23 protein-coding genes, 1 tRNA gene and 1 pseudogene are annotated in these 25,933 nt (G+C 63.1%); 16 read left to right on the top strand and 9 right to left on the bottom strand.

Annotated features, from left to right (window positions below):
• Positions 1-15: 15 nt before the first annotated feature.
• The 4 genes from H147_RS0114015 (at position 16) to H147_RS0114000 (ending at position 6,262) form a co-directional block, all read left to right on the top strand.
• Positions 16-3,135 (top strand): efflux RND transporter permease subunit, encoded by a 3,120-nt coding sequence (locus H147_RS0114015; RefSeq protein WP_019956012.1) that lies wholly within the window; start codon positions 16-18, stop codon positions 3,133-3,135.
• Positions 3,136-3,228: 93 nt separating this feature from the next.
• A complete protein-coding gene (locus tag H147_RS0114010) occupies positions 3,229-4,218 on the top strand; it encodes a daunorubicin resistance protein DrrA family ABC transporter ATP-binding protein (protein ID WP_019956011.1) in 990 nt (329 codons plus the stop codon).
• Positions 4,215-5,069 carry an ABC transporter permease gene (locus H147_RS0114005; protein WP_019956010.1) on the top strand — a complete coding sequence of 285 codons (855 nt, stop codon included), beginning with the start codon at positions 4,215-4,217 and terminating at the stop codon, positions 5,067-5,069. The genes H147_RS0114010 and H147_RS0114005 overlap by 4 nt, the downstream gene beginning before the upstream one ends.
• Positions 5,070-5,191: 122 nt before the next feature.
• Positions 5,192-6,262 (top strand): AI-2E family transporter, encoded by a 1,071-nt coding sequence (locus H147_RS0114000; RefSeq protein WP_019956009.1) that lies wholly within the window; start codon positions 5,192-5,194, stop codon positions 6,260-6,262.
• Between the two features lie 65 nt (positions 6,263-6,327).
• Here H147_RS0114000 and H147_RS0113995 read toward each other — a convergent pair whose 3' ends face one another.
• Genes H147_RS0113995 through H147_RS21045 form a run of 3 tightly spaced genes read right to left on the bottom strand, consistent with a single transcriptional unit; the run spans position 6,328 to position 9,393 of the window.
• The gene (locus H147_RS0113995; RefSeq protein ID WP_019956008.1) at positions 6,328-6,726 is read right to left on the bottom strand and encodes a response regulator; all 399 of its coding nucleotides are present in this window, start codon (positions 6,724-6,726) and stop codon (positions 6,328-6,330) included.
• Positions 6,719-9,175, bottom strand: a complete 2,457-nt coding sequence (locus H147_RS0113990) for a CheR family methyltransferase (protein ID WP_019956007.1) — start codon at positions 9,173-9,175, stop codon at positions 6,719-6,721. Before H147_RS0113990 ends, H147_RS0113995 begins: the two co-directional genes overlap by 8 nt.
• A 23-nt stretch (positions 9,176-9,198) precedes the next feature.
• Positions 9,199-9,393: a hypothetical protein gene (locus H147_RS21045; RefSeq protein ID WP_211216566.1), complete on the bottom strand. Its 195-nt coding sequence runs from the start codon at positions 9,391-9,393 to the stop codon at positions 9,199-9,201.
• A gap of 81 nt (positions 9,394-9,474) precedes the next feature.
• Here H147_RS21045 and H147_RS0113985 point away from each other — a divergent pair, with 81 nt between their 5' ends.
• Positions 9,475-10,332 carry a fumarylacetoacetate hydrolase family protein gene (locus tag H147_RS0113985; RefSeq protein WP_026352536.1) on the top strand — a complete coding sequence of 286 codons (858 nt, stop codon included), beginning with the start codon at positions 9,475-9,477 and terminating at the stop codon, positions 10,330-10,332.
• Positions 10,333-10,553: 221 nt separating this feature from the next.
• Here the strand turns inward: H147_RS0113985 and H147_RS0113980 are convergent, their stop codons facing one another.
• The 4 genes from H147_RS0113980 to H147_RS0113965 are packed head-to-tail and all read right to left on the bottom strand — an operon-like array spanning position 10,554 to position 14,638.
• Positions 10,554-11,675, bottom strand: coding sequence for a metal ABC transporter permease (locus tag H147_RS0113980; RefSeq protein ID WP_019956005.1), 1,122 nt, complete (start codon positions 11,673-11,675; stop codon positions 10,554-10,556).
• Positions 11,672-12,826 (bottom strand): metal ABC transporter permease, encoded by a 1,155-nt coding sequence (locus H147_RS0113975; RefSeq protein ID WP_019956004.1) that lies wholly within the window; start codon positions 12,824-12,826, stop codon positions 11,672-11,674. The genes H147_RS0113980 and H147_RS0113975 overlap by 4 nt, the downstream gene beginning before the upstream one ends.
• Positions 12,823-13,602 carry a metal ABC transporter ATP-binding protein gene (locus H147_RS0113970; RefSeq protein WP_019956003.1) on the bottom strand — a complete coding sequence of 260 codons (780 nt, stop codon included), beginning with the start codon at positions 13,600-13,602 and terminating at the stop codon, positions 12,823-12,825. The genes H147_RS0113975 and H147_RS0113970 overlap by 4 nt, the downstream gene beginning before the upstream one ends.
• Positions 13,603-13,654: 52 nt before the next feature.
• Positions 13,655-14,638 (bottom strand): metal ABC transporter solute-binding protein, Zn/Mn family, encoded by a 984-nt coding sequence (locus H147_RS0113965; RefSeq protein WP_019956002.1) that lies wholly within the window; start codon positions 14,636-14,638, stop codon positions 13,655-13,657.
• A 372-nt stretch (positions 14,639-15,010) separates the two neighbouring features.
• On the opposite strand from H147_RS0113965, the gene H147_RS0113960 reads away from it, so the two are divergent.
• On the top strand, positions 15,011-17,236 hold the full coding sequence (locus H147_RS0113960; protein WP_110570985.1) for a S8 family peptidase: 2,226 nt from the start codon (positions 15,011-15,013) through the stop codon (positions 17,234-17,236).
• 48 nt (positions 17,237-17,284) lie between these two features.
• On the opposite strand, the gene H147_RS21040 is transcribed toward H147_RS0113960, so the two are convergent.
• Positions 17,285-17,411 (bottom strand) — tRNA-Ser (locus H147_RS21040).
• A 131-nt stretch (positions 17,412-17,542) separates the two neighbouring features.
• Between H147_RS21040 and H147_RS21375 the strand changes: the two genes are divergently transcribed.
• From H147_RS21375 to H147_RS0113945, 4 genes are all read left to right on the top strand, one after another.
• Positions 17,543-17,947 (top strand): hypothetical protein, encoded by a 405-nt coding sequence (locus tag H147_RS21375; RefSeq protein WP_019956000.1) that lies wholly within the window; start codon positions 17,543-17,545, stop codon positions 17,945-17,947.
• 125 nt (positions 17,948-18,072) lie between these two features.
• A complete protein-coding gene (locus tag H147_RS21370; RefSeq protein ID WP_019955999.1) occupies positions 18,073-18,354 on the top strand; it encodes a hypothetical protein in 282 nt (93 codons plus the stop codon).
• Positions 18,355-18,648: 294 nt separating this feature from the next.
• Positions 18,649-18,978, top strand: coding sequence for a helix-turn-helix domain-containing protein (locus H147_RS0113950; RefSeq protein ID WP_019955998.1), 330 nt, complete (start codon positions 18,649-18,651; stop codon positions 18,976-18,978).
• Positions 18,979-19,080: 102 nt separating this feature from the next.
• Positions 19,081-19,227: a hypothetical protein gene (locus tag H147_RS0113945; protein ID WP_211216563.1), complete on the top strand. Its 147-nt coding sequence runs from the start codon at positions 19,081-19,083 to the stop codon at positions 19,225-19,227.
• Positions 19,228-19,257: 30 nt separating this feature from the next.
• Here the strand turns inward: H147_RS0113945 and H147_RS20560 are convergent.
• Positions 19,258-19,479: pseudogene (locus H147_RS20560) on the bottom strand (helix-turn-helix domain-containing protein); the annotation flags it as partial.
• A gap of 417 nt (positions 19,480-19,896) precedes the next feature.
• Between H147_RS20560 and H147_RS0113935 the strand changes: the two are divergent.
• The 6 genes from H147_RS0113935 to H147_RS0113910 form a co-directional block, all read left to right on the top strand.
• On the top strand, positions 19,897-20,229 hold the full coding sequence (locus H147_RS0113935) for a helix-turn-helix transcriptional regulator (RefSeq protein WP_019955995.1): 333 nt from the start codon (positions 19,897-19,899) through the stop codon (positions 20,227-20,229).
• Positions 20,219-21,553 carry a type II toxin-antitoxin system HipA family toxin gene (locus H147_RS0113930; protein ID WP_026352534.1) on the top strand — a complete coding sequence of 445 codons (1,335 nt, stop codon included), beginning with the start codon at positions 20,219-20,221 and terminating at the stop codon, positions 21,551-21,553. The genes H147_RS0113935 and H147_RS0113930 overlap by 11 nt, the downstream gene beginning before the upstream one ends.
• Before the next feature lie 187 nt (positions 21,554-21,740).
• Positions 21,741-22,331, top strand: coding sequence for a class I SAM-dependent methyltransferase (locus tag H147_RS0113925; protein ID WP_019955993.1), 591 nt, complete (start codon positions 21,741-21,743; stop codon positions 22,329-22,331).
• Between the two features lie 77 nt (positions 22,332-22,408).
• On the top strand, positions 22,409-25,174 hold the full coding sequence (locus H147_RS19800; protein ID WP_245541150.1) for a DEAD/DEAH box helicase family protein: 2,766 nt from the start codon (positions 22,409-22,411) through the stop codon (positions 25,172-25,174).
• Positions 25,171-25,506 carry a DUF3427 domain-containing protein gene (locus tag H147_RS20555; RefSeq protein ID WP_019955990.1) on the top strand — a complete coding sequence of 112 codons (336 nt, stop codon included), beginning with the start codon at positions 25,171-25,173 and terminating at the stop codon, positions 25,504-25,506. The genes H147_RS19800 and H147_RS20555 overlap by 4 nt, the downstream gene beginning before the upstream one ends.
• Positions 25,507-25,763: 257 nt before the next feature.
• The coding region (locus H147_RS0113910; RefSeq protein WP_019955989.1) for a helix-turn-helix domain-containing protein at positions 25,764-25,933 on the top strand (170 nt) is incomplete at its 3' end.

The raw sequence follows: 25,933 nt of genomic DNA, 5'->3' as shown, positions 1-25,933 counted from the left end.
GAAAGGAAACGGACGATGAAACAACGCACAGCCGAGGATGCCGGACGTTCGGGTACCGCGCTGTTCGTGCGCAGGCCGATACTTGCCTTCGTGCTGAGCGCGTTGATCATCATCGCAGGTGTCGCAAGCCTCTTTGGGGTCGAAGTCCGCGAATTGCCTAATGTCGACCGTCCGGTCATCTCGATCTCGACCGATTTTCCCGGCGCGTCCCCCGAAACAGTCGATCAGGAAGTCACCGGACGGATCGAAGGCGCCGTGGGGCGCGTCGCCGGCGTGCGCTCGATTTCGTCGACGTCGCGTTTCGGCAGCAGCCGCGTGACACTGGAATTCGCAAGCGATGCCGATATCGACGTCGCCGCAACCGATGCGCGCGATGCGGTGGCGCGGATCATCAACAGCCTGCCCGATGGCGCAGAGGCCCCGCGCATCGTCAAAGCCGATGCAGATGCACAGCCGGTGGTGCGGATCGCTGTGACGTCGGCGACACGCAGCGCCCAGGACCTGACCCGCCTGGTCAGCGACAATATCGAGGACCGGCTGATTTCCATCGACGGTGTCGCCGATTTGCAGGTCTACGGCGACCGTACCCCGATTTTCAGGATCGACATCAACCTGATGGAACTGGCCAGCCGGGGGCTGACGCTCGCCGATCTGCGCAACACCCTCGCGGATGTCGCCTATGATGCGCCTGCGGGCGATCTGGCGGGTGATCGCCAGTCAATCAATGTGCGCACGACCGCCGCCGTGGCCACGCCCGGAGCGTTCGAGGATCTGGTGATCCGCGATAACGTGCGTGTTGGTGACGTGGCGCGCGTGACGCTTGGCCCGGCGCCGAACGAAACGATCTTGCGGGCGAATGGGGAAACCGGCCTTGGCCTTGGTGTCGTGCGCCAGGCGACCAGCAATACTTTGGCGATTTCCGCAGGCGTGCACGAGGCGGTCGAGACCCTGCGGCGGACGCTGCCCGAGGACGTCAACATTTTCATCACCTCCGACGATGCGGTGTTTATCAGCGGATCGATTTCCGAGGTGCTCAAGACGCTGATGCTGGCCGTCGCGATCGTGGTCGTCGTGATCTTCATTTTCCTGCGCGATCTACGCGCCACGCTGATCCCGGTGCTGACCATCCCGGTCGCCCTGATCGGCACGGTTGCGGCGATCTATCTGGTCGGGTTTTCGGTCAATATTCTGACGTTGCTGGCATTGGTGCTGGCGACGGGGATGGTCGTGGACGATGCGATCGTCGTGCTGGAAAACATCGTGCGCCGCCGCGCCGAAGGTATGGGGCCGCGCGCCGCCGCCGTTCTGGGCACGCAAGAGGTGTTCTTTGCCGTCGTCACAACAACGGCGACGCTGGCCGCGGTGTTCATCCCGCTGTCGTTCCTGCCGGGGCAGGCGGGCGGCTTGTTCCGCGAATTCGGCTTTACGCTGGCCTTTGCGGTGGGGCTGTCCTCGGTCGTGGCATTGAGCCTGTGCCCGGTGCTGGCCAGCCGCCTGTTGCGTGCGGATGCCAGTGCGCCGTCCTCGGGCGGGTTTTTCGGATGGCTTGGCGACAGGCTTGCGGCATTCTATGCCGCGACCCTGCGCAGCGCGCTGGCCAATCCGGCGGTCGTCATCATCGTGGCCGTTCTGTTTGCCCTGACCGCGGCGATGATGGCCACAGGTATCCGGCAGGAACTGACCCCGCCCGAGGACCGGGCGGTCGCGTTGCTCAGCGTGTCGGCGCCGCAGGGTGTGTCGCTCGATTATACCGCCACCAAGATGCGCGAAATCGAGGACCTGATGCAGCCTTTGCGCGACAGCGGCGAGATCACGAACCTGTTTTCGATCAGCGGCACGGGGTCCAATGCACGCGGCTTCATGGTGATGACGCTGGCGCATTGGGACGACCGCGCCCGCAGCCAGCAAGAGATCGTGGGCGACATCAACGCGGCCTTGCGCAATGTGATCGGGGTGCGTGCCTTTGCAATCCAGCCCAATTCGCTGGGTATTCGCGGGGCAGGGCGCGGTCTGACCTTTGCGGTCACCGGCAACGATTATGACCAACTTGCAACCGTGGCCGAACAATTGGTGGCGCGGATGCAGGAAAACCCCGCGTTCGGACAGGTTCGGCTGGAATATGAAACCACCCAGCCGCAATTGTTCATCGAGATAGACCGCACCCGCGCGTCCGATCTGGGTATCGACATCACGGGATTGGGCGATGCCCTGCGCGCGGTACTTGACGGGCGCAGCGTCGGGACGGTGTTCCTTGATGATACAAGCTATGACATCCAGTTGCTGGCGACGACAAACCCGGTGAATGATCCCGGAGATCTGGAGAATGTCTTTGTGCAATCCGGGGATGGGCAGATGGTGCCGCTGTCGACTTTCGTCCGGCTTGAGGAACGCGCAGTCGCGCCCGAACTCGAACGCGAGGGGCAGAACCGGTCGGTCGAGATTTCGGCAGGGCTTACGCCTGACCTGCCGCTGGGGGCAGCGCTGGCGCAGGTGCAGGCGATCGCGGACGATGTGCTGGCACCGCAGAACAACCTTGTGCCGCTGGCCGAGGCCGCGACGCTGGATGAAACCTCTGCCGGGCTGCTGCTGACCTTCGGTTTTGCACTGCTGGTGGTGTTCCTTGTGCTATCGGCGCAATTCGAGAGTTTCATCTCGGCGATCGTCGTGATGGCGACGGTGCCTTTCGGGATTGCCTGTGCCATGGTCGCGCTGGTGCTGACCGGGCTAAGCCTGAACCTTTACAGCCAGATCGGACTGGTGATGCTGATCGGGATCATGGCCAAGAACGGTATCCTGATCGTCGAATTCGCCAATCAGTTGCGCGACCGGGGCGAACCGATCCGCGATGCCATCGAACATGCGAGCACGATCCGCCTGCGCCCGGTCATGATGACGATGATTTCGACCGTGCTGGGTGGTGTGCCGCTGATCCTGTCGTTTGGCGCAGGGGCCGAAGCGCGCGAGGCGCTGGGTTGGGTCATCGTGGGCGGGCTGGGGCTTGCGACGGTATCGACGCTGTATCTGACGCCGGTCGCCTATCTTTTGCTGGCGCGGTTCTCGCAGCCCAAGGCGCAAGAGGAAAGCCGTCTGATCCGCGAACTGGACGCTGCCATCACCGGCGAGCGGACGGTCTGAGCCCAAAACACGGTTCCCATCACCCGGCACCGCGGTTAATCTGACCCCGACAGGCCCGCCTTGGCCAAGGGCATACCCGCGAGAGGTGACCGGATGACGGACCAACAGGATCTGGCGATCAGGGCTCGCGGTCTCGTGCGACGGTTCGGCGACCTGACAGCGGTTGCCGGGATCGACCTTGATGTGCGGCGCGGCACGATCTTTGCCGTGCTTGGGCCGAATGGGGCCGGCAAGACCACTTTGCTGCGGATGCTGGCGACGCTGACGGCGGCCGATGCGGGCACGGCCACAGTGATGGGACACGATATCACCACCGCGCCGCACAAGGTACGCGCCTCGATCGCTATGACCGGCCAATTCGCATCATTGGACGAGGATCTGACGGGGCGCGACAATCTGGTGATGCTGGCGCGCTTGTGGGGGTTTCGGTCCGGTGCCGCGCGGGCGCGGGCGGACGAGCTTTTGGCGGCCTTCGATCTGTCGGCGGCGGCCCGCAAACAGGTCAAGAATTATTCCGGCGGGATGCGCCGCAGGCTGGATATCGCGGCATCGTTGATCGTGACACCGGGCGTGCTGTTTCTGGATGAACCGACGACGGGCCTTGATCCATCTGCGCGGCAGGGCGTTTGGCATCTGATCCGGCAACTCGCCGGTGCAGGCGTCACGATCCTGCTGACCACGCAATATCTGGAAGAAGCCGATCAGCTTGCCGAACGGATCGCGGTCATCGACCACGGCCGCAAGATCGCCGAAGGCACCAGCCGCGAACTGAAGGCCGCGACCGGATCGGGGTTCCTGCATGTGTCGCTTGCAGATCCGGGGCAGTGCGACGCGGCAGCCGCCTTGTTGATGCAGCATCTTGGCGGCAGTGTGCAGCGCAGCCCCGAAGGTGCCGAATTGTCGGTTCTGGCAGGCAGCGCGACGGCGGCGAATGCCGCATTGGCCGCGCTGATCGAAGCGGGCTTTGATCTGACGGATTTCCGCATGGGCGCGCCCAGTCTGGACGAGGTGTTCTTTGCGCTGACCGGCGGACCCGACAGGGCGAAAGACGGCAAGCGCAATACAACGGAGGCTATGACATGACGGATGCAGCCGCGCAAACCGCCCGAATGTCGCCGGCTGACACGGCGCAAAATGATGTGACGATCGCGGCCTTGCGCCAAGTCGCGCCGCCGCGCGCTCCGGGGCCGGTGTCGAATGCGCTCGTGTTCGGCTGGCGCGCCATCCTGAAGTTTCGGCATGTCCCCGAGCAGTTGTTCGATCTGGTCATGACGCCGCTGATGTTCACCCTTCTCTTTACGTTCGTTTTCGGCGGCGCCTTGGCAGGGTCGACCGGGGACTACCTGCAATTCTTTCTGCCGGGGATTCTGGTCCAGACGGTTGTATTCAACTCGGTCTATTCGGGGATGGGCCTGTCGACGGATTTCCAGAAGGGGCTGTTCGACCGGTTCAGGACATTGCCGATCTGGTCGCTGGCCCCCTTTGCCGGGCTGATGGTCGGTGATGTGATGCGCCACCTGATCGCGGGCGGGATCATCCTCGGGATCGGGCTGATCCTTGGGTATCGCCCCGAGGCGGGTTTTGTCGGCACGGCGTTGGCCTTTGCGCTGCTGCTGACCATCGGATTCGGGATGGGCTGGGTGTTCATCGTGCTGGGCCTGCTGGTGCGCACGCCGATGACGGTCATGACGCTGGGCTTCACGATCCTGTTTCCGTTGACCTTTGCGTCCAACATTCTTGTCGATCCGGCCACCATGCCCGATTGGTTGCGCAGTTTCGTCGCGGTCAATCCGGTGTCCCTGATGACGACGGCTTTGCGTGGGCTGATGGCGGGAACGGCGACGCTGACACAGGTCTGCCTTGCATTGATCGCGCCGGTCGTGCTGACGATCACGCTCGCCCCGGTCGTGCTCTGGCTGTATCGGCGCAGGTAAGACCGGGGCGAGCGGGCGCGCGCGCGATCCTGACGGGAACTGTTTTGTGCAGCGGCGCGTTGGGCGCGCATAGGCAATGACGCGCGGCCAAGGCTGCAAGGCGTTTAGCACGGGGCACTATCTTGACCGACGATCTGACGCATCACGATGAAACATCACCCGGATGGGCACCGCGCCCGGTGTCGCTGGCGGTACTGGCAGCGGTCCTGATCCTTGTCCTGATCTTTGCACCCGACGTGTTGCTTGTCGTCTTCACCGGGTTGCTGGTCGGCGTGTTTTTCGGCGGTAGCGCGGATTGGCTGGCCCGGCGTTTGGGGTTGAACCGGATTTTCGGTGTGTTTGTTGTGATCGCAGGGATCATCGCGGCCCTTGTGATGTTCGGTGTCGGCTTTGCGCCTGTTGTCGCCGACCAGTTCGAACAATTGCTGCAGCGCGTCCCCGAGGCGATCAGCGATCTGCGTGACCGGATCGCCCAATATTCCTGGGGCGACGCGTTGCTGGCGCGGGCAACCCCAAGCGCCTTGCTGTCGGCAGAAGGTGGCGCATCGGCGGCGGGTGCGGTCACGTCTACTTTCGGCGCGCTGGGCAACATGATCATCATGCTGTTCATCGGCCTTTATGTCGCGTTGGCACCAACCATCTACCGCAAGGGCGTGATCGCCATGCTTGCACCATCCCTGCGGTCCCAAGGCAAGGACGTTCTGATGGAAATCGTGAATACGTTGAAACGCTGGTTGCTGGCACAGCTTTTTGCGATGGCGATCGTCGGGGTGCTGACATGGCTGGGGCTTTGGGCGATCGGTGTGCCGCTTGCGCCGGTTCTCGGGCTGATCGCCGCGCTACTGGCCTTTATTCCGAATATCGGCCCCATTCTTGCGGCTGTGCCGGGGGTTCTGCTGGGGTTTTCGCAGGGGCCGACAATCGCCTTGCTGGCCGTCGGCGTCTATGTCGCGGTGCAGTCGCTGGAAAGCTATGTGATCACCCCGTTGATCCAGCAGGAACAGGTGTCATTGCCGCCCGCGCTGATCATCTCGGCGCAGCTGTTGATGGGCACGCTGTTCGGCATTCTGGGCTTGGCGCTGGCGACCCCGCTGGCGGCGGTCGGGCTTACGCTTGTGCGCGAAACCTATGTCGCCCGGTATCTCGAACGCGAGCAACCGGATGCGCGCTCTGTCGGTGCGTCCCGGCGCTGAGCGGACTGCCACGTCGTCGATGCCTTGTTGACGGATCTGCCCGTTGACCGCTTGGCCATGGCACGTCAGGCGCGCGCGGACCCATCCAGAAGTGCCGCCAATTCCCGCAGCAGCAGGGCGTTCGAGATCGGTTTCGCCAACAGCTGTACATCCCGCAGCGCGGGTTCAGCGTCTGGCGGGGCGCTGTATCCGCTGATCACGACATAGGGAATTCCTTTTTCACGCAAGGCGACCGCAATCGGTGCCGACGACCGCCCGTTCAGGTTCATGTCCAGCGTCGCGGCGTCAGGGCGGTTGTCCGCCAGCATTTCAAGTGCGCGTTTTGCGTCTTGAACGGGCCCCAGAACCTCGCAGCCCTCATCTTCGAGAAGCAACTGCAAATCGAGCGCCAAAAGCATCTCGTCTTCGACGATCAGGATCTTTTTCCCGGCCAGCGCGGTTGCGGGCGGTATCTGGTCATCCATGCCCTGTCCTATCCATGGGAAAAGAAATCTCTGCGTGATAACCCGTCGCCAGCGGCAAAAGTTCCACGTTTCCGTCAAGCTCGTAGGTGCAGGCTTGCTTGATCAGTCGCATCCCAAAGCCGGGATCGTGGGCAGGTTCGACAGGTGGCCCCCCGTTTTCGTGCCAGATCAGATGGACCATCTGCGCCGTCCCGACCGAGGTCAGTTCCCATGTCATGCCAAGCGTCCCGCCTTCCACCGACAGCGCGCCATATGTCGAGGCATTCGTCGCCAGCTCATGCAGGATCAGCGCCAGCCCAAGCCCCTGCTTGGGGGTCAGCACGACCTCTGGGCCGCTGATGTCCACGTCGCGCCGTCCCTCGACACGATAGGGTGCCAGCGCCTTGCGTGCCAGCGTCGCAAGATCGGCGGACTTCCAATGCGTTTGCAGCAATTGGTCATGTGCATGGCCCAGCGCCTGAATGCGCCCGATGAAACGGTCGCGGTATTGTTCGACCGTCATCTGCGGTGATCCCGGTTGCCGGGCAAGTGCCTGCACGACGGCCAGCGTGTTCTTGACCCGGTGGCTCAACTCATCGGTCAGCAATTGGCGCTGTTGTTCGGCCTCCTTGCGTGCGCTGACATCGCGAAACAGGATGCCGACCATGTGCGCGCCCTTCTGCCCGACGGGAAAGGCGTAGACGTCGAAATAGCGGCCCATCACGTCGGACGGGGCCTCGAACCTTTCCGGTTCGCCCGAGATGGCGACTTTGCCGTATCTTTGTGGCCAATACCTTTCGAGGTGCGGCACCATATCCCGGGCTGTCTTGCCTTGGGCATTGGCAAGGCCTGTTTGCCGCTCAAAGGCGCTGTTGACCTTGATAAAGCGGTAATTGACGGGAATGTCGTTCTGGAACAGCACCTTGATGATGGCGAAACCTTCATCGATGGAATCGAACAGCGTCTGGTAATTCTGCTGGCTTTCGCGCAAGTCGCTTTCGATCCGCCGCGCGGGCGAGATATCGACGAAGCTCAGAACGACACCTGCGATGCTGCCGTCGGTCCGCCGGTCGGGGTGGATGCGGAGGAGGTACGATCTGCCAAGTTGACATTGGACCTCGGTCTCGACGGGGATCAGATCACGCAAGACCTGGCGTGCGTCCTTGTCCAGCGTGTCATAGACCAGCCTGCTTGTGACATCCGTGATCAGGCGCCCGGTGTCCGTTTCGGTGATGGCGAACAGGTCCGCCGCGGGCGGCGTGAACACGCGGATACGCATGTGCGTATCCAGTGAAAGCATGCCGATCCCGGCTGCCGCCATCAGTTCTGCCAAGTCATTGCGCCTGTCGTCGGGGCTGGGACCTGCGTCGATGAAGATGACCATCGCCTGACCGCCTGTCGCGTCATCGCTGATGTCCGGCAGGATATGCAGCGCGATACCGTGCGTGTGGCCTTCAAGGGCCACGTTTTCGGGCTGGCTGAGTATCGGCAGTCCGCTCTCCCGGGCCTTGTCCAAGGCCGGACCAAAACCTGCGCGCAATTCGGGCCGTAGCACTTTGACCAGCGGCATCGTCAAGACATCGCCGGACGGCAGGATGAAGCGGCCAGCGCCCGGCGACATCTGAATGATCTTGCCCGCTGCGTCGACCAATATGCCGGGCGGGGCAAGCTGGTCCGCCGCCGCGGCCTGTGTCAGCCCGGGCATCGTGGCGGGGGGCACTTCGGACACCCGATCCGGCGCTGTCTGGTCTCTTGATGCGAGGGGCATCGCCCGATTGCGTTGTCCGGCACCCGCAAGCGCGCTGTAAAGCTGCGCTGTCGGATTGCGCATCTTGAACAGGTCCGAGAGCGATGGCGGAGGATCGGCCGCGCCCAGCAATAGCGCACCGCCGGGCCGCAGCCCGTCGTGAAACTGGCGCAGCACCCGGTCCCGGACGGGACGTTCAAGATTGATCAGCAGGTCACGACAGATGATCAGGTCAAGCTGGGTGAAAGGCGGGTCTTGCAACGGGTTGTTGTCGGAAAACAGCACCAGCGCGCGCAAGTCTTTGCAGGCGCGGTAATGCGTGCCTTTGTCGATGAAAAAGCGGCTGAGCCGTTCTTGCGACACATCGGCTTCGATGGTGCGGGGAAAGCGTCCGGCGCGCACGCTTTCGTCCTCATCGCTGGCAACTATGTGGATCGGGACGGAGACGTTGCGACGCGCGGTGTCTTCCAGCAAAAGGATCGCAAGGCTGTAAGCGTCTGTGGCGGCTGCGACGCCGGCCGTCCATGCACGAATACCATCATCGGGGACGTTGGCGAACAGGGGTTGCAGCACCTCGTCGCGAAGGGTCTCGAAAAACGCTTTGTCATGAAAGAAATGTGTCATTGAACTCAGCAGGTCGTGGCGTGACTCCTGCGCCTCTTCTGGCACGTTTTCCCGTATTCCGGCATATTTGCCCAAATCAAGGCCGGGGTAAACCTGCATCTGGGTGGATGCCGCAGACCTTTTCACGCTGGCGCAAGCATACTGGCGGCACTGCCCGGACCGGGAGAATCATGCAGCACCTTGTCGGCTGGGGTCATGCAAAGGGCCAAGCCGCGATCGCCGCGATAAGCGGCGCAGAAGGTTCCGCAAGCATCAACACCGGCTTTTACTTTTGTGATCGGTCGACTATCGATGACGGTGAAACCCATGCCGTCCATTGTGACCGGCCCTGCAAACAGACGCGGCCCCTGATGTCGTCCGGGTTCGCCAATGCCCAAAACTGGAAAGACGAAGAGCAGATGAAACTATTGCGATACGGCGCGCGCGGTCAGGAAAAACCCGGATGTCTGGATGCGCAGGGGCGTGTGCGCGATTTGTCTGCCCATGTCGCGGATATCGCCGGCGCAGCGCTGCTGCCGGATGAAATCGCCCGGTTGAGGGCGCTTGAGATCGACAGCCTGCCCATCGTCGACGGCACGCCGCAGGATGATCTGCGCCTTGGTCCTTGCGTCGGGCAGGTCGGAAAATTCATCTGTATCGGGCTGAACTATGCGGATCACGCCGCCGAAAGCGGTCTTGCCGTACCGCCCGAACCGGTGATCTTCGGCAAATGGACTTCGGCGATCATCGGGCCCGACGACGACATCATGATTCCGCCCGGATCGGTCAAGACCGACTGGGAGGTGGAACTGGGCGTGGTGATCGGGCAGGGCGGCGTCCATATCGACGAGGCGGATGCCATGGCCCATGTCGCGGGCTTTTGCGTGATCAACGACGTTTCGGAGCGCGAATACCAGATGGAACGCGCCGGTACATGGGACAAAGGCAAAGGCTGCGATACCTTCGGGCCAACGGGGCCTTGGCTGGTCACGCCTGATGAAGTGGCCGACCACGACAACCTGCGGCTTTGGCTCGATGTGGACGGCAAACGTTACCAGGATGGGACCACCGCAACGATGGTCTACAAGGTGCCGCATCTGATCGCCTATTGTTCGCGATTCATGAGCCTGCAACCGGGCGACATCATTTCGACCGGGACACCGCCGGGCGTGGGAATGGGCCAAAAGCCGCAACGCTATCTTGCCGGGGGCGAAACCGTCCGGCTCGGCATCGACGGGTTGGGCGTGCAGACGCAGAAAGTCGTCTCTCAAGGCTGATTCCGACGGTTTGCCGTACCAAAAGTAAGTCTCTCTCACTTTCCGCTTGACGCAAGTGAGTACCATTTACATATTCGGATCACAGCGCGGCGCAGCCTCTGACGCCGCTTGTCGTTCCGCCGTCTCACCCGGCGAGGTGACGCCGCCGGCCCCTTCCCCCCGTGCCGGCGGCGGCCAGAGCGTCAGGAGCGCAGCTGCTGAAAGGACGCGTGTTGCGCCGCTTAGCGGCCAAAGATCGCCTCCACCTCGGCCTTGCCTTTCGGGCGCAGGGCCAAAAGCCCCGCGCGGCGTTCGATCAGATCGCGGTCATGTGCGCGCAGCACGGCGGCGCGGGCACGCGGCTCGGTCCAGCGCAGGTGATCCACCAAGGCGCGCAGCGTGTTTTCCTCGGCCATGGCGGGGGTGTCCTGATGGGTGAAAAGATGCGCCACCAGCGCCCGGCAATCATGGTCCAACCGCTCGGTCCGCCAGCGCAGCGCCTGTGCGATCAACCCCTGCGCCGGCGCGAACAGCAAGGCCAGCGCGAACCAGACGCCGGTCATGCTGGCCATCATGCCGCCAATCGACACATTCCAGCGCAGGGCCAGAAAATAGCCGCTGACACAGGCTGCGACCGAAAAAACCACTGCCAGCACGACCATCAGCCATAGGCGGCGGGTCAACAGATAGGCGGTTGCAGGCGGGACGATCACAAACGCGATGAACAGGATCGCGCCGACCGCGTCAAAAGCCGCGACTGCCGTCACGCTGGTCAGCGTCAGGATCGCATAATGCAAGATGCCCGGCAGGAACCCCAGCGCGGCAGCAAGTCCTGCGTCGAATGTCGCAAGCTTCAGCTCTTTCCAGAACACCAGCACGAAGGCAAGGTTCGCGACCGTCACCACGCCAAGCGTGGCCACGGCAACAGGGACATTGACGCCGAACAGCGGCACAGTATTGAGCCAGACAAACCCGATCTCGCCCAGCAGGACGCTGTCGACGTCCAGATGCACGTTGCGCGCGTTGATCGAAATCAGGATCACACCGGCGGCAAAAAGGGCGGGAAAGACCAGCCCGATCGCGGCGTCCATCTTGACCAGCCGTGATCGTGCCAGAAGCTCGGACAACACTACCGTCAGCACGCCCGTGATGGCCGCGCCCAACACTTGTACCGGGCCCGACGTCTGGCCTGTCAGCAGCCAGACCACGATGATCCCGAAGACGATGGAATGGCTGATCGCATCGGTCAGCATCGCATTGCCGCGCAGGATCAGGAACGATCCCAGCAGCGCCGCCGAAATCCCTGTCAGCACGCCGGTCAGCACGATCATCATCGGGATTGAGTTGAAGAAGGCGGCGATCATTCCGTGCCCCCCTTCGCGGTGTCGCCCGGCTGGCCTGATAAAGCGGCCGCCTCGGTATGGCCCGCGGTCGTCAGTTCCCAATGCGGGGTGGTTTCGGGCGGATGCATGACCGACCGGATCAACCCGCGGCTTTCTAGCGATGCCAGCCGTGCTGCGGGCGGCTTGGCGCCCAAGGCGACCTGCAACATGCCGCGCTCGGACGGATAGCCCGCGTCGTCATGCATCCGCGCAAAGCCTTGCAAGGTGGCCAGCACCCGCCCGTCGCTGATCCGTGCGCGCGCCTGACGCGTCGCGGCTGCCTGCCACAAAAGCCCCCGCCCGGGGGCGACCAGCAAGGACACGACAACGATGCCCGTGGCGATCAGCACCACGACCGGGCCGGTGGCCAGCCCCCGTGTCGTGGCGCTGACCAATGCGCCTCCCGCACCGGACGCAGCCCCGATCAAGGCTGACAACAGCACCATGCCGCCCAGCGAATTGGTCCATTGCCGCGCGGCTGCCGCCGGTGCGATCAGCAGCGCCACCATCAGAACCACGCCGACAAGCTGCAAGCCCACAACGATGGCGAGGGCCACCATCACGGTCAGCCCGGCCTCCAGCACGGTGACCGGAAAGCCCTGCGCACGCGCGAAATCGGCGTCGAAGCTGACCAGTTTGAATTCCTTCCACAAGGCCAGCACCAGCATCAAGGCGGCAAGGCCGATCCCGCCCATGATCCAAAGATCGCTCCGCAGGATCGCGGCGGCCTGCCCGAAGAGGAAAGTCATCAACCCAAGGCTGCCGGATCCGCCCTCTGACTGGATCACCGTCAGCAGGACAATCCCGACCGCGAAAAACACGCTCAGCACGATGCCAAGTGCGGCGTCGGTCTTGAGCGTGGTGCGCCGCACGATCAGCATCATGATCAGCGCGGCAAGCGCGCCTGTGGCAAAGGCTCCGGCCATCACGCTGCCCAGATCGCGCCCGCCCGCGATCAGGAAACCCAGACAGACGCCGGGCAGGGCGGCATGGCTCAGCGCGTCGCCCAGAAGGCTCTGCCGCCGCAGAACGGCAAAAGCCCCGAGCATCCCTGAAATCGCCCCAAGGATCGCCGCACCGACCAGAACGGTCTGAACGATACTGCTGGACAGCAGAGCGGCGATTGCGGTCACGGCGCAGGTTCCTCTGCGGGCACCGCGATCATCGCCAGATGACGGCCATAAGCCGCGCGCAGGTTATCCGCCGAATAGGTCTCACTGACTGGGCCTTGCGCGATGATGCGGACGTTCAGCATGACCAGCCAGTCGAAATAGCTTTGCACGGTTGTCAGGTCGTGATGCACGACGATGATTGTGCGCCCGGCGTCGCGCAGTTTTTTCAGCAGGGCGATGATGATCGCCTCGGTGCTGGCATCGACGCCCGCCATCGGTTCGTCAAGGATCAGGATAGGTGCGTCCTGCACAAGGGCGCGGGCGATAAAGACGCGCTGCTGCTGGCCGCCCGACAACTGGCTGATCTGGCGGTCGGCATAATCCTGCATCCCGACCTCGGCCAAGGCCGCCAGCGCGCGGGCATGTTCGGCCTTGCCCGGACGACGCAGCCAGCCCAGATGCCGGTAAAGCCCCATTTCCACCACATCGCGCGCGGTTGTGGGGAAATCCCAGTCAACACTGTGGCGCTGCGGGACATAGCCGATCTGCCCGCGCATCTGCCCGATGGGACGACCCAGAAAACGGACATGACCTGCCACCGGGCGCACCAGTCCGAGCGCCGCCTTGATCAGCGTCGATTTGCCCGCTCCATTGGGGCCGACGATGGCGCACATCACACCGGGCGGGACATCAAGGTCGATGTCCCATAGCACCGGATTGGCGCCGTAGGTGACGGTCAGGTCCTCGACATGCAGCGCCTGATCAGGCTCGTGCAGGGTGTCGTCACGCATCATCATCTCTCCAGTGCGGGCGGCGCAGGGCAAGCCATGCGCCGCTAGCGCGGTGGCGTCAGTCCAAGTTCCAATCCTGCGCCCAGTCCTGCAACGCCGCAGGCCAGTCCGGCAGCTCTCCGCCAAGCGCTTCGGTGAGAGTGACCGTATTGGCGCGGATCATTCCGATATAGGTCGCCTCGGGGGTGCCGTCATCACCCATCGCGTCCGAAAACAACGCGCCGCCGATGACGACATCATGGCCTTGGCTTTGTACCTCTGCGACCAATGCCTCGATCGTGCGGGGGTTGATGGTGGTTTCGACAAAAACCGCAGGCACGCCGCTGTCAGCGACAAAGGCCGCGACACCGCGGATATCTGCGATGCTCGCCTCGGATTCAGTGCTGATGCCTTCGATGGCTTCCGAGGCTTGCATATCATAGCCCGCAGCGAAATATTCGAACGCGTCATGTGCGGTGACCAACAGGCGCTGGTCCTCGGGGATCGAACCGATCGCGGCTGTCACCCACCCATGCAGGGCGTCCAGTTGGGCCGTGTAATCCGCGACATTCGCGGCCAGATCACTGGCGCAATCGGGGCGCTGGGCGGCGATGGCATCGGCGATCACGGGGGCAATCCGTGCCCAGAGGCTGACATCCATCCACAGATGCGGGTCGATCTGATCCGCGTCTTCGGCATCGCCCATCAATATGCTGTCGTCAAAGGCCGCGCGCGCAAGGCCGACTGTCGCGGTTCTGTCGGTGAAGCCCGCCAGCACCTCGGCCAGTCGCGCCTCGAGTGCGGGATCGACGTAGAGGATCAGATCAGCACTGGCGAGCTTTTGGACATCCGCTGCGGTCGGCCGGTAAAGATGCGGATCGCTGCCAGCACCCAGCAGCGAAGTGACCTCGGCGCATGTGCCCGCCACATTGGCCGCAACATCCGCAATCATCGTAACGGTGGTCAATACGTTCAGCGGCTGGTCCTGCGACAGGGCAGGCGTTGTGATTGCGATGGCGGCAGCCGTCGCGACAAGTGTGGGGTTCAACCTTTTGGCCAACATGCGGGTTTCCTTCGAATCGTGACGTGGTGTTCGCAATATGTATGCAAATGAGAAGCGTTTGCAACTGCATTTGACGATTACCGACAGAGGCCGCCTGACCTTGGCGCGATGATGCAGCCCCGTGCCGAAAGGCAGCACCGATCACGCCGCATCTGACACAGGTTTTTGACATCGCAGACCTGCGATCGCCCAGGGCGTCGGGACGCGAAAGTCACCGATTGCGCGCAGGCGGTCTTGCCTGTGCTTGCGCCTTGGCGGACTGAAAAGCCCCAATTTTTCATAGTGTTTTAAGCGATCAGTCCAGCGACTGAAGGGGTTTTTTAACACTCGGGGCCTTTGATCCGACAGGCATCTGACAAAGGACCAGACGACGTGAAAAGATCGCTCTCTCTTGTTCTGCTGTTTTCGCTTGCAGCCTGCAATCTGGATGACGCAGGGTCGGGGACAGCCGGAGGCGTCGTCACCGCGCCGCCCGATGATGGGCCCCCGGCGATCATCGGCACGACGTCGGGCGACAACCCTTTTCCTTGGAACCGGTACTTCGTTACGGAATTCGATCCGGCAGACGTGCAACGGATACGCAGCCTGTCGGGCTTTGTCGCGAACAGCTTTGGTTTCAACCTGCGCGTCACCGCCCACCCGGTCTTTCGTGGTGGTGGCCGGATCGTCAGATCGCACCCGCTTGTTGCGGCACGGCTTGATTACGCGCTGTCAACGGGGCTGACCGGGGCGGGGCAGACAGTGTCGATGATCGACGATGGTATCCGGCTGTCGCACGACCAATTCAGCGGCAAGACGATCCATACGTCCGGGGGCGCACCTGCATCGGGCGATTTTCATGGCACCGCCGTCGCGTCTGTGTTGGCGGGAAACGGGACGAACGGCGGCACTCTTGGCTTTGCGCCGGGGGCCGACCTTCATCAAGGCTATCTGAATTATGCAACCTCGGTCAGCTGGTCGACGCTTGGCAACCACATGCGCGACGCAGCCCAGATCGGCGCGATTGTATCCAACAATTCCTGGGGTCTGGCCGACAAGACCGTCCAGAACAGCGACATGGGCAGTTTCCTGTGGGCGACGCGCCCCTATGTCAGCGGCCTGCGCACCTTTGCAAAAGACGGTGTGATCGTGTTCGCGCTGCAAAACGATTACAATGCCACGAGTGCAAGCCTGATGGCGGCGCTGCCCCTGGGCGCCCCTGACCTGGAAGCCAACTGGATCAGCGTGATCAACGTGATCCCCGAATTCGACGATACCGGCATCAGGGACGCAATACGCGTGTCCACGGCCTGTCTTGAAACCGCGCGATTCTGCATGGCGGCGAACGGGCAGATCAAGGTTGCCGCGCAAAGCAGCGACAGCAGCTATCAGATCGGCGTCGGTGCCTCCTTTGCTGCGCCGCAGGTCGCAGGCTCCATCGCGCTTTTGGCCGAGGCGTTCCCCGAACTGAGCGCTGCGCAATTGCGCGACAGGCTGCTTGCGACGGCGGACAATGGATTTTTCACGCATGACTTCGTGCACGAATTCGCGCCGGGCATCACGCATGGATACAACGCGGAATTCGGGCACGGCTTTCTGGATCTCCGGTCGGCCTTGCTGCCGATCGGGCAGGCAATCGTGCCGATGGCCGATGGTGGCTTTGTTGATCTGGGCACGGCGGCGATCACGGCTGGCGCAGCTGTCGGGGACGGGTTGTCGCAGGCCTTGGCCGCTGTGGATATTCTGACCACGGACCAGCTTTACGGCAGTTTTTCGGTGTCCGGAGCCGTGTTGGCGGGCACTGACCGCCGCGAAGACCCCGCGGCCGCGGCGTTGATGGCGGTGTTGCGGACCGATATGGGGGGCAACCGTCACGCGATGAACGCTGCAATCCGCGGCGGCGGTGATCTTGCCGGCTATCGGAATGCCTGGCGCGATCAATCCGGCGCCGAGCTTTTGGGCGGCGAAATTGTTCCGCTCACGGCGCCGCAGGGCGATCTTGGTGCCGCGCTCGTCACAGGCAACGCAACGACCGGGCTCTCGCTGCATCGCAGGTTTGATCTGGCTTGGGGGCAGGCGCAAGTCGGGCTGACGACGATGCGCACGGATGGCACGATCCTTGGCATCGGCCAGCCCGGCAATGCGGATGACATCAGCTCTGTCACCAATGCGCTGCATATCGATGTGGCAGCTGGCCTGTCGCCGGTCACAGCCCTGCGCATGACCGCAGAGATCGGCATCGCGACAGGGGACGGCGCGGGACTGCTCAGCAATCTCGGCGCGCTCAGCTATGACCGGGTCGGGCTGGCTGTTGCGCAGGCGGATGTCCGCAAAGCGGGGGATGTCCTCTCGATTTTCGTCCGCCAGCCGATCGGCATAACGCGGGGGTCGGCGCGCATGGATTTGCCGGTGCAATTGACGAATGGCCAGGTTCGTTTTGCCAGCCACGATATCAGCCTTGCGCCAGTCGCACGTCAGCTTGATCTGGGCCTCGCATATCAGGTTCCCGTGTCCCGAGCGGGCAATCTGAGCGTCGGCCTCATGCACAGCCGAAACGACGGCAACATCACCGGGCAAAGCGCGATATCCGGATTTGTCGGTATGCAATTCAGTTTCTGAGTCACGGACGTCCGGCAGCCGCGGCACGCAGCGCCATGTGCCTGAAAGTGGTGCCCGGGGGCGGAATCGAACCACCGACACGAGGATTTTCAATCCCAAATTGTGGATGGAAGATCAGTCGGTTAGGCGCGAAATTTCTGTCAAACCCACCATGGAAAATCAGGCACTTACGGGCCGATTGTCAAACCATTTGTGGGCCCGGAAAGGGGCTTTGGGCGGATGGTGCGGAGGCGTTTTCCGTTCTGTCAAGCGGTTTGATCCATCACGGTCAAGGGGGCGCCGCGCCTCCTTCCCGGGGGCCCGCGCATGAGTTGGAAGGTCGCCAATCTCTGCGCCGACCGGATCTTCGGCAGCGCCTCGCGCAAACAGATCATCATGTTCTTGGCCGATAAGGCGAGCGACGACGGCTCCGGCATCTGGTGCTCCAAGGGCACGATCCAGCGCCACACCGAGCTGGGCGAAAGCACGGTCAAGCGGACCATCACCGATTTCCTGCGCGAGGGCATCCTGGTCGAGACCGGGCGGCGGCCCTGCAAGAACGGATTCACCGTGATCTACCGGATCGCGCTGGACCGGGTGATGGCGCTGGAAAGCTCTGCCGAACCTGACGAAGGGACGGGGTCCACAGTGGACCCCGTCCAGCGTGGACCCCAAACCACCCTAAAACCGTCCATAAACCACCTACGCGCAAGCGCGCGGAGGCGGCGGTAGATGACAGGGTTGAGAAGATCTGGGCTGCCTACCCGAAGGACTGGCAGCGCGGGAAGGCGGCGAGTCTGAGCGCGATTGTCGAAGCGCTGGCCGAGGGGATCAACCCGGACGACCTGCTGCGCGCCGTGCAGGCCTACGCGACCGAGAGCGCGGGTTTCACACGTGCGAAGGTCTGTTTCGCCGACAACTGGTTCGCTGGCCGCCGCTGGCAGCGCTTCCTCGAAGTGGCGGCCGATGAACGAGAGGCCCGAACAACGCTGGCCGCCGATCATCATCCACGGCTGGCCGCTTGGGTGCGCGACCGCAGCCCGATGTGCAAACACATCACCGCCCCGCAGGTGACCGCGCTGGTGGCGGCGGGGCTGGTGACCGACGGCCAGTTGCGCGCCGCGGGCTTGGCGGGATGAACGGCGCGTCCTCTGCAAAATGCGCCGCGTATCGCGTGTTGTGCATCGCGCTTTCCGAAGCGTGCGCCCTGTCCTGCGTCCCCTGCGCCGTGTCGTTCGCATCGCGTCCTTTGCGCCGCGTCCGGTGTACTGTACTGTGTTGCGCGTATCGCGTTTCCCGCATCGCGCATCCCGCAGCCCGTCCCGCCGAGAGAACCCACCGAAACGGACTCCAAGCCGCTGACCCGCCTCCGCTGACGCTGGGAGGCGGGAGGCTTGGAGGAAGTTGGCAAGAAATAGGAACGTAAACTTCACATGCGCCACCATCGCAAACTGACCGACGACGAACGCCGCCAGATCATCGAGGCACGCGCCGGGGGCACGCCTGCCGCCGTGCTGGCCCGCCGCTTCGGCGTCTCGATCCGGACGATCTACAACACGCTGAGCCGGGCCAAAGGCACGCGCCCTGGCCCCACCACGACGATCAGCACCCGCCTGAGCGCACGCCAGCTGAAGGGGTTCCAGGGCGCGCTTGAGCGCCGCGGCATCACCGACCAACCTGCCGCGCTGCGCCGCCTTATGGGGGCGGCCGACATCCTGCTGTGTCCGGTCGATCCGGTCGTGCTGGACCATCTGCAAGCCTAGTGCGCGCAGGTCGCGACCGAAGGCACCGCTGTCAACCACATCGCCCGCAAGCTGAACGAGGCCAAATTGCGCGGCCGCCCGATCCCGTTTACCGACGATGACATGACCACGATCCGCACCTTCGCCGGGGGGCTGGTCGAATTCGCCGAGGCGTTTCGCATCCTGTGGGAGGCACAGTTGGCCGCAAAGACGCGCAAGGTCGACAAGGCGCTGGAGGGGGTGCAATCGAAAGGGCCGGCGTCCTATTGATCGCCGGGGTCGGGACCCAAGATTGTTGAGCTATGGCAGCAAATCAAGACGATTTACGCGATCAGTGCTCGCCCCGTCAACCTGACGGTCTTTGGCTGACAGCTCGGCACCAAGAGCCTCGAGAAGGCGCAAATAGACATCAAGGCTCACGGACACGACGCTATTATCGACGTCCGAAATGGTGGACTGGGCGGTGCCGGTCATCTTGCCCAACGCCTTCTGGCTGAGCTTTCGCGCGATCCGCCGGGCGCGGAGCGCAACACCTGCCTAGCGCAGGCTTCGGATCGGAAACAAGGACAAGTCCATCGGCCGACACCTATAGTTCATGAGCTATATTACAAGAATACAGTGCTCGAGCTATATAGTCCACGGACTGCAAGCAGAGATCAGTCGCGTCGGCGAGGCAGGTCACCGAATGCCGACCGGCCTTGGTCATCGAGGAACATGTCTCGCTTCGGGCGGCCTCGTCGAAATTTGAAGTCGCGCAACGCCCTCTATCGACCAGAAGGGACTGATAGCGTCCATTTAAGTAAACACAACGATGCCAAATGTTCATTTAACCGAACGAATGCATTGACAATGGTATCAAGTCACGCCAACGATGTTCAACTAAGCGGACGCAAGGAAAGCTCACGTCCATCAAACTGAATGACACGTCTGGAGCCCACCATGAAGCGCAAAAGAACCTACGCGCGCCAGACGCGTGAAGCCCTGTCGGTTCTAGGCAAGTTGATCCGGATCGGGCGCATGGAGCGCGGGATGACGGCGCAAGAACTCGCAGACCGCGTCGGCATCAGCCGCACAACGCTTTACAACATCGAGAAGGGCGCGCCGGGGCCCGAGATCGGCACCGTGTTCGAGGCCGCGGCATTGTCAGGCGTTCGCCTGTTCGACCAGGACGACGCGGCCCTGCGCACGGAAAACGCCCGGCTTGCCGAAAAGTTGACCCTTCTGCCCAAGAGTGTCCGCCCTTCCCGTACGGAGGTCGATGATGACTTCTGACCGCAGGACACCTGACAGCGCCTTCGTCTGGGTCTGGTTGCCGGGCGAGACCGAGCCAGTCGTGGCCGGTCGCATCACGTCTGAGGGCGGCCGCTACGCCTTCAACTATGGTGCAAGCTATCTGGACCGGGCAAACGCCATCCCTCTTTACACGCCCGAGCTGCCCCTCCGACGTGGCCGGCTCGATCCGCCGCCGAACATGGAAATGGCCAGCTGCCTGCGCGACGGATCGCCAGACGCCTGGGGCCGCCGCGTGATCATCAACCGGCTCGTCGGCCCAAAAGCCGCGGATCAAGGCGCGGGCGAGTTGAACGAACTGACCTACCTGCTCGAATCCGGCTCGGACAGGATCGGCGCATTGGATTTCCAGCACTCAGCCAGCGAATACGTCCCACGTCTGTCGACGCAGGCGAGCTATCAGGAGCTGATTGAGGCCGCGGACCGCGTGGAAAAGGGCCTGCCCCTGACGCCGACGCTGGACCAGGCGATCCATCATGGCACCTCGATCGGTGGCGCCCGACCCAAAGCACTGATCGACGATGACGACCGCAAGCTGATCGCCAAATTCTCGTCCAGCAAGGACGTCTACAGCGTCGTGAAGGCAGAGTTCATAGCTATGCGTCTGGCGGCGCTGTCAGGGCTGAATGTGGCCCGTGTCGCGATTTTCGAGACGGCGGGCAAGGACGTGCTACTGATCGAACGTTTCGACCGGATCAAAGCGGAGGCCGGATGGCACCGCCGCGCCATGGTCTCGGCGCTGACCATTCTGGGTCTGGGCGAGATGGAAGCGCGCTATGCGTCCTACGAGGACCTTGCCGAGTTAATCCGCCACCGCTTCGCCGATCCCAAGGAAACGCTGCGCGAGCTTTACGGGCGGATCTGCTTCAACGTGCTCTGCGGGAACATCGACGATCACGCGCGCAACCATGCCGCCTTCTGGGACGGCAAGATGCTGACTCTGACGCCAGCCTATGACATTTGCCCGCAGGGCCGCGCAGGCAACGAGGCGACCCAAGCGATGCTGATCAAGGGCGGGTCGCGGATGAGCACGCTTGCCGCCTGCCTGTCGGCGGCGACCGATTACCACCTGAGCGAAGACGATGCTGCCGCGATCATCGCACGACAGATCGAGACCATTTCTGAAAACTGGGCAGCCTTGTGCGACGAGGCGGCACTGAGCCCCGTGGATGCCAAGCTTTTTGCCGGGCGGCAGTTTTTAAATACTTATTGCGTGCAGGGCCTTGGTAGCCGGAAAGAATCGCTAAGGGCCTGTTTCGAAGATGCGAGGGTGCGCATCATCGGTCTGAGTGATCAGCACGGATAGGCTAGGCTAAGCAAGACGCACCCATGTCGTCTGGATTATAAACCGCAGAGCATATTTGCCCATTTGCGCCCCTAATCGCATGGCACTCGGCCTTGCATCGGCTTTGATAAGAAAACCGCTGCACCACACCTGGTCAAATCTCTGATTTCTAGCGAAGATATGAGATCAGACCGATTGGAGCGCCATTTTGGCCGACTACTACGACCGCCACGCTACCATTTTCATCGCGACCACGCGCGACGTCGACATGTCAGACGCAAGGGAGCGGTTTCTGGCAGCTGTACCTGCGCGGGCGAATGGTCCAGCACGTATTCTCGATGCCGGATCAGGGTCGGGGCGCGATGCGCTGGCTTTACGCGTCTTGGGCTACGATGTGAAGGCCTTCGATGCCTCGCCTGCCATGGTTGCTGCCACGCAAGCGCATGCGGCAGTCGAGACCCGACTGATGTGTTTCGAGGATTTCGCCTGGGAGCATTCGTTCGAAGGCATCTGGGCCTGCGCGTCTTTACTGCATGTGTCCGATGCGGACCTGTCTGGGGTCGTCGACCGCCTTGCCGCCCATCTAGTTCCTGGTGGCGCGCTCTACCTGTCCTTCAAGCGCGGCACCGGCGCGCGGGTGAAGGACGGACGCCGGTTTACCGACATGACGGCGGAAGGTCTGGCGGCGTTGCTCGACGGATGTGGCGCGTTCAACGAACCTGACCTCTGGGAGAGCCGCGATTGTCGCCCGGATCGGACGTCGGAGGTGTGGGTAAATGCAGTGGTGAATAAGACGTGACCGGCGGATCGAGTGTTCCTGCTGAGGGGTCAAGCAACCCTGCCTGCTCTGTATGCGATGCCGCCGCCAGCGATATCGTGGAATGTGACGCCCATGTTATCCTGATCCGCCACGGCGCAGGCCTTGCTCTCGCGCCCCGCCGTCATGTGGCCCGCTGGGGGGAGCTTTCCGCCGGAGAGCAAGCGGCCCTTGCCGCTAGGATCGGACCCGCGCAAGCCCTCCTCGAGACCGAGGGGACGAACGCGCGAGTAACGCTGGTCGAGACTGGCGACCATGTCCACCTGAGCCTCGATCCGCCATTGGCGGCACCCGGTCCCTTGCCGGGCATGCCCCATGATCGCCCGCTGATCTCGGGCGGCGAAGATGCGCTGCATGCCCATCTGCGTCCCATGATCGACCGGGCGCGCGCCGTCGATCTGTCGGTGTCCTTCCTGATGACCTCCGGCGTCAGGCTGGTGCTGCCGCATCTGCGCGATCTGCTAGACCGTGGCGGCGTGCTGCGGCTCTTGACCGGCGATTATCTGGGCGTGACGGAACCGGCGGCGCTTCGGCTGATTTCCGACCTTGAGGGCGCGCGCAGGCTGCATGTGTTCCAGGCCGCACAGATCCCGTTTCACCCCAAGGCCTGGATGTTCACCTTCACGGGTGACGGCGGGGCGCTGATCGTCGGGTCGTCGAACCTGTCGCGCTCAGCGCTGACCGATGGCGTTGAGTGGAACCTGCGCCATGTCGATCCGGTCGATCCTGCCCCGCTTCTGGCCGCCCGCGCGGCATTCGAGGCGCTGCTTGCCCGGCCCGAGGTGATCGAGTTGACGCCCGCCTGGATCGACGCCTACGAGGCGCGCCGCATCGCACCCCAGCCCACGGCCAGCGGCGCACCTAACGAAGCCCAGGAAACCGCCCCCACCCCGCACGAGGTTCAGGACGAGGCGCTGGCGGGCCTGCGCGCAACCCGGGCGAAAGGCTATGGTGCGGGGCTGGTCGTGCTGGCCACGGGGCTGGGCAAAACCTTCCTTGCGGCCTTCGACAGCGCGGATGCAGCCCGCGTCCTGTTCGTCGCGCATCGAGAGGAAATCCTGACCCAAGCCATGGCCGCCTTCCGCGCGGTCCGGCCCCGCGCCCGACTTGGACGCTACAACGGCGAGGAGAAGGACGCAGAGGCCGACATTGTCTTCGCCTCGGTCCAGACTCTCGCGCGCAATGCGCACCTGACCCGGTTCGACCCCCGGGCCTTTGATTACATCGTCGTCGACGAATTCCACCACGCGGCCGCTGCCACCTATCGGCGGATCATCGACCATTTCCAGCCCGGCTTCCTGCTGGGCCTGACCGCCACGCCCGACCGCAGCGATGGTGGTGATCTGCTGGGGCTTTGCGAGGAAAACCTTGTCTACGAATGCGATCTCTGGTCGGGTATCGACCGGGGGCTTCTGGCCCCTTTCCACTATTTCGGCGTGCCCGACCCGGTCGAGTATTCCCAGATCCCTTGGCGCAGCGGGCGGTTCGACGAGGCTGCGCTTACCGAAGCCGTCGCCACTCAGGCCCGCGCCGAGAATGCCCTTGAACAGCTCGCGAAACGCGGCGGCAAGAAGACAATCGGCTTCTGCGTTTCCCGCCGCCATGCCGATTTCATGGCCGATTTCGCGCAAGCGCGCGGCCTGCGGGCCGTGGCGGTCCATTCCGGGGACACCTCCGCCCCACGCGCCAGCGCGCTGAAGGCGCTGGAAGACGGTGATCTCGACATCGTCTTCGCCGTCGACATGTTCAACGAAGGCGTGGACGTACCTTCGATCGACACAGTGCTGATGCTGCGCCCGACTGAGAGCCCGGTGATCTGGCTGCAGCAACTGGGGCGCGGCCTTCGTAAGTCGGCAGAGAAAACACATCTGGCTGTCATCGACTATATCGGCAACCACCGGATTTTCCTGACGAAGTTCCGCACGCTTCTCAAACTAGGAGCAGGCGACGGTGCGCTGCGGCTGGCGCTAGAGCGGCTGACCGACAAGCTGATCCAGTTCCCAGTCGGTTGCGAGGTGCAGTATGATCTGCAGGCGCTCGACATCCTGCGGTCCCTGATCCGCCAGCCGCGCGACGGCGAGGAACTGGCCGCCTTCTACCGCGACTTCCGAGAACGCCACGGCACACGGCCTACAGCGTCCGAGGTGCAGCACGCGGGCTTCAACCCCGGCCGCACGGGGCATGCGGGCTGGCTGGGGTTCGTGGCCGACATGGGCGACCTTTCAGAGGCGCAACGCACCGCCTGGACTGCGCATCGCGCGCTTCTGGACGAGATCGAGACAACCCGCATGACCCGCAGCTACAAGATGTTGGTGTTGCGCGCGATGATCGAGGCCGACGCCTTCCCAGGCCGGATCGCCCTGAGCGACCTGGTGGAGCGCGTTTCCCGTCTCGCCCGGCGAAACCCGCAGATCAAGGCGGACCTGAGCGTCGATCCGGACGACGCGCCCCGGCTGCGCGCGGTCCTAATGCAGCAACCGCTGAAGATCCTGGCCGAGACGGTCTGGTTCCAGTTGGGCCCAGGCACGTTCGAAACCACGTTTGCGGAGGGCGAGAACGCGGCCCTTGCCGCGCTCGCCTCGGAACTCGTGGACTGGCGGCTGCTGCGATATCTCCAAGCGCGCGATGTGACCTATGACATGCCCGAGGGCACCAGCCTGGCGGAAGCCGCCGAAGATGCAGCCCCCGCACCGGTCGCCCCCACCCATGGCCTGACCCTATGGCAGGAATACCAGCGCGACCAGATCGCGCCGCATTTCGGAGCGGTGTTCAACACAGGGTCATGGAACGCCGGTATCGTAGTTCTCAAGGGCGTGCGAGCATGATCCTGCTGGTAACAATGGACAAAGGTAGCATGTCAGTCGGCAGCCATTACGCCGACCAGTTCGCCAGCCCTACGCGCTTTGTCTGGCAGACCCAGACCAGTACCCGCCGCGACGACATGCGCGGTCGCGTAATTTCTGGCGTGGAGCCCGGCTGGACGGTTCACTTGTTCCTTCGAAAATCGAAACTGCGCGATGGGCGCGCAGCCCCGTTCCGTTATGCTGGGCCGGTGCAATTCGCAGGCTGGGAGGGCAAAGCTCCGATAACGGTGCAGTGCGACCTTGCCGAGCCGGTACCACAGCAGTTGCGGGAGTTGTATGGCGTCCAGGGTTGATGGTCGGCGATCGACATCGGCGGCGAGCCGACCTTAGCTGTGCCCGCAAACTAAATTGGGCAACCTGACGAAATCGGACGCTGGAGTCCGCAACCCAGGTTTTTCGATTTGCAAACCGAGCGGACGGTGAGTCTGAGCCATCTTTGTTGATTGTCACTGAGAACTGACCCGGCAGCAGCAGAAATTGTCATCGAGAATTGACCCATGTGCAACCTTACCCCGGCTTGAATCAGCTGGGAGCACTTGGAGTGATAGACATGGGATTTTTAAAAGTTATCCGGAAATGGGCGCTGCGTGACAAGATGCCCATTCGCGAGATCGCGCGGCGGACGGGCGTGTCTCGCAACACGATCAAGAAGTATTTGCGGGAGGGGATTGTTGAACCTGCGTTTCACGCGCCAGATCGTCCCAGCAAGCTGGACCCTTA

This window comes from Yoonia vestfoldensis DSM 16212, from assembly GCF_000382265.1.
Classification (GTDB): domain Bacteria; phylum Pseudomonadota; class Alphaproteobacteria; order Rhodobacterales; family Rhodobacteraceae; genus Yoonia; species Yoonia vestfoldensis.
The sequence above is the reverse complement of the archived record's forward strand: the minus strand, read 5'-3'. Positions and strand labels throughout refer to the sequence as shown.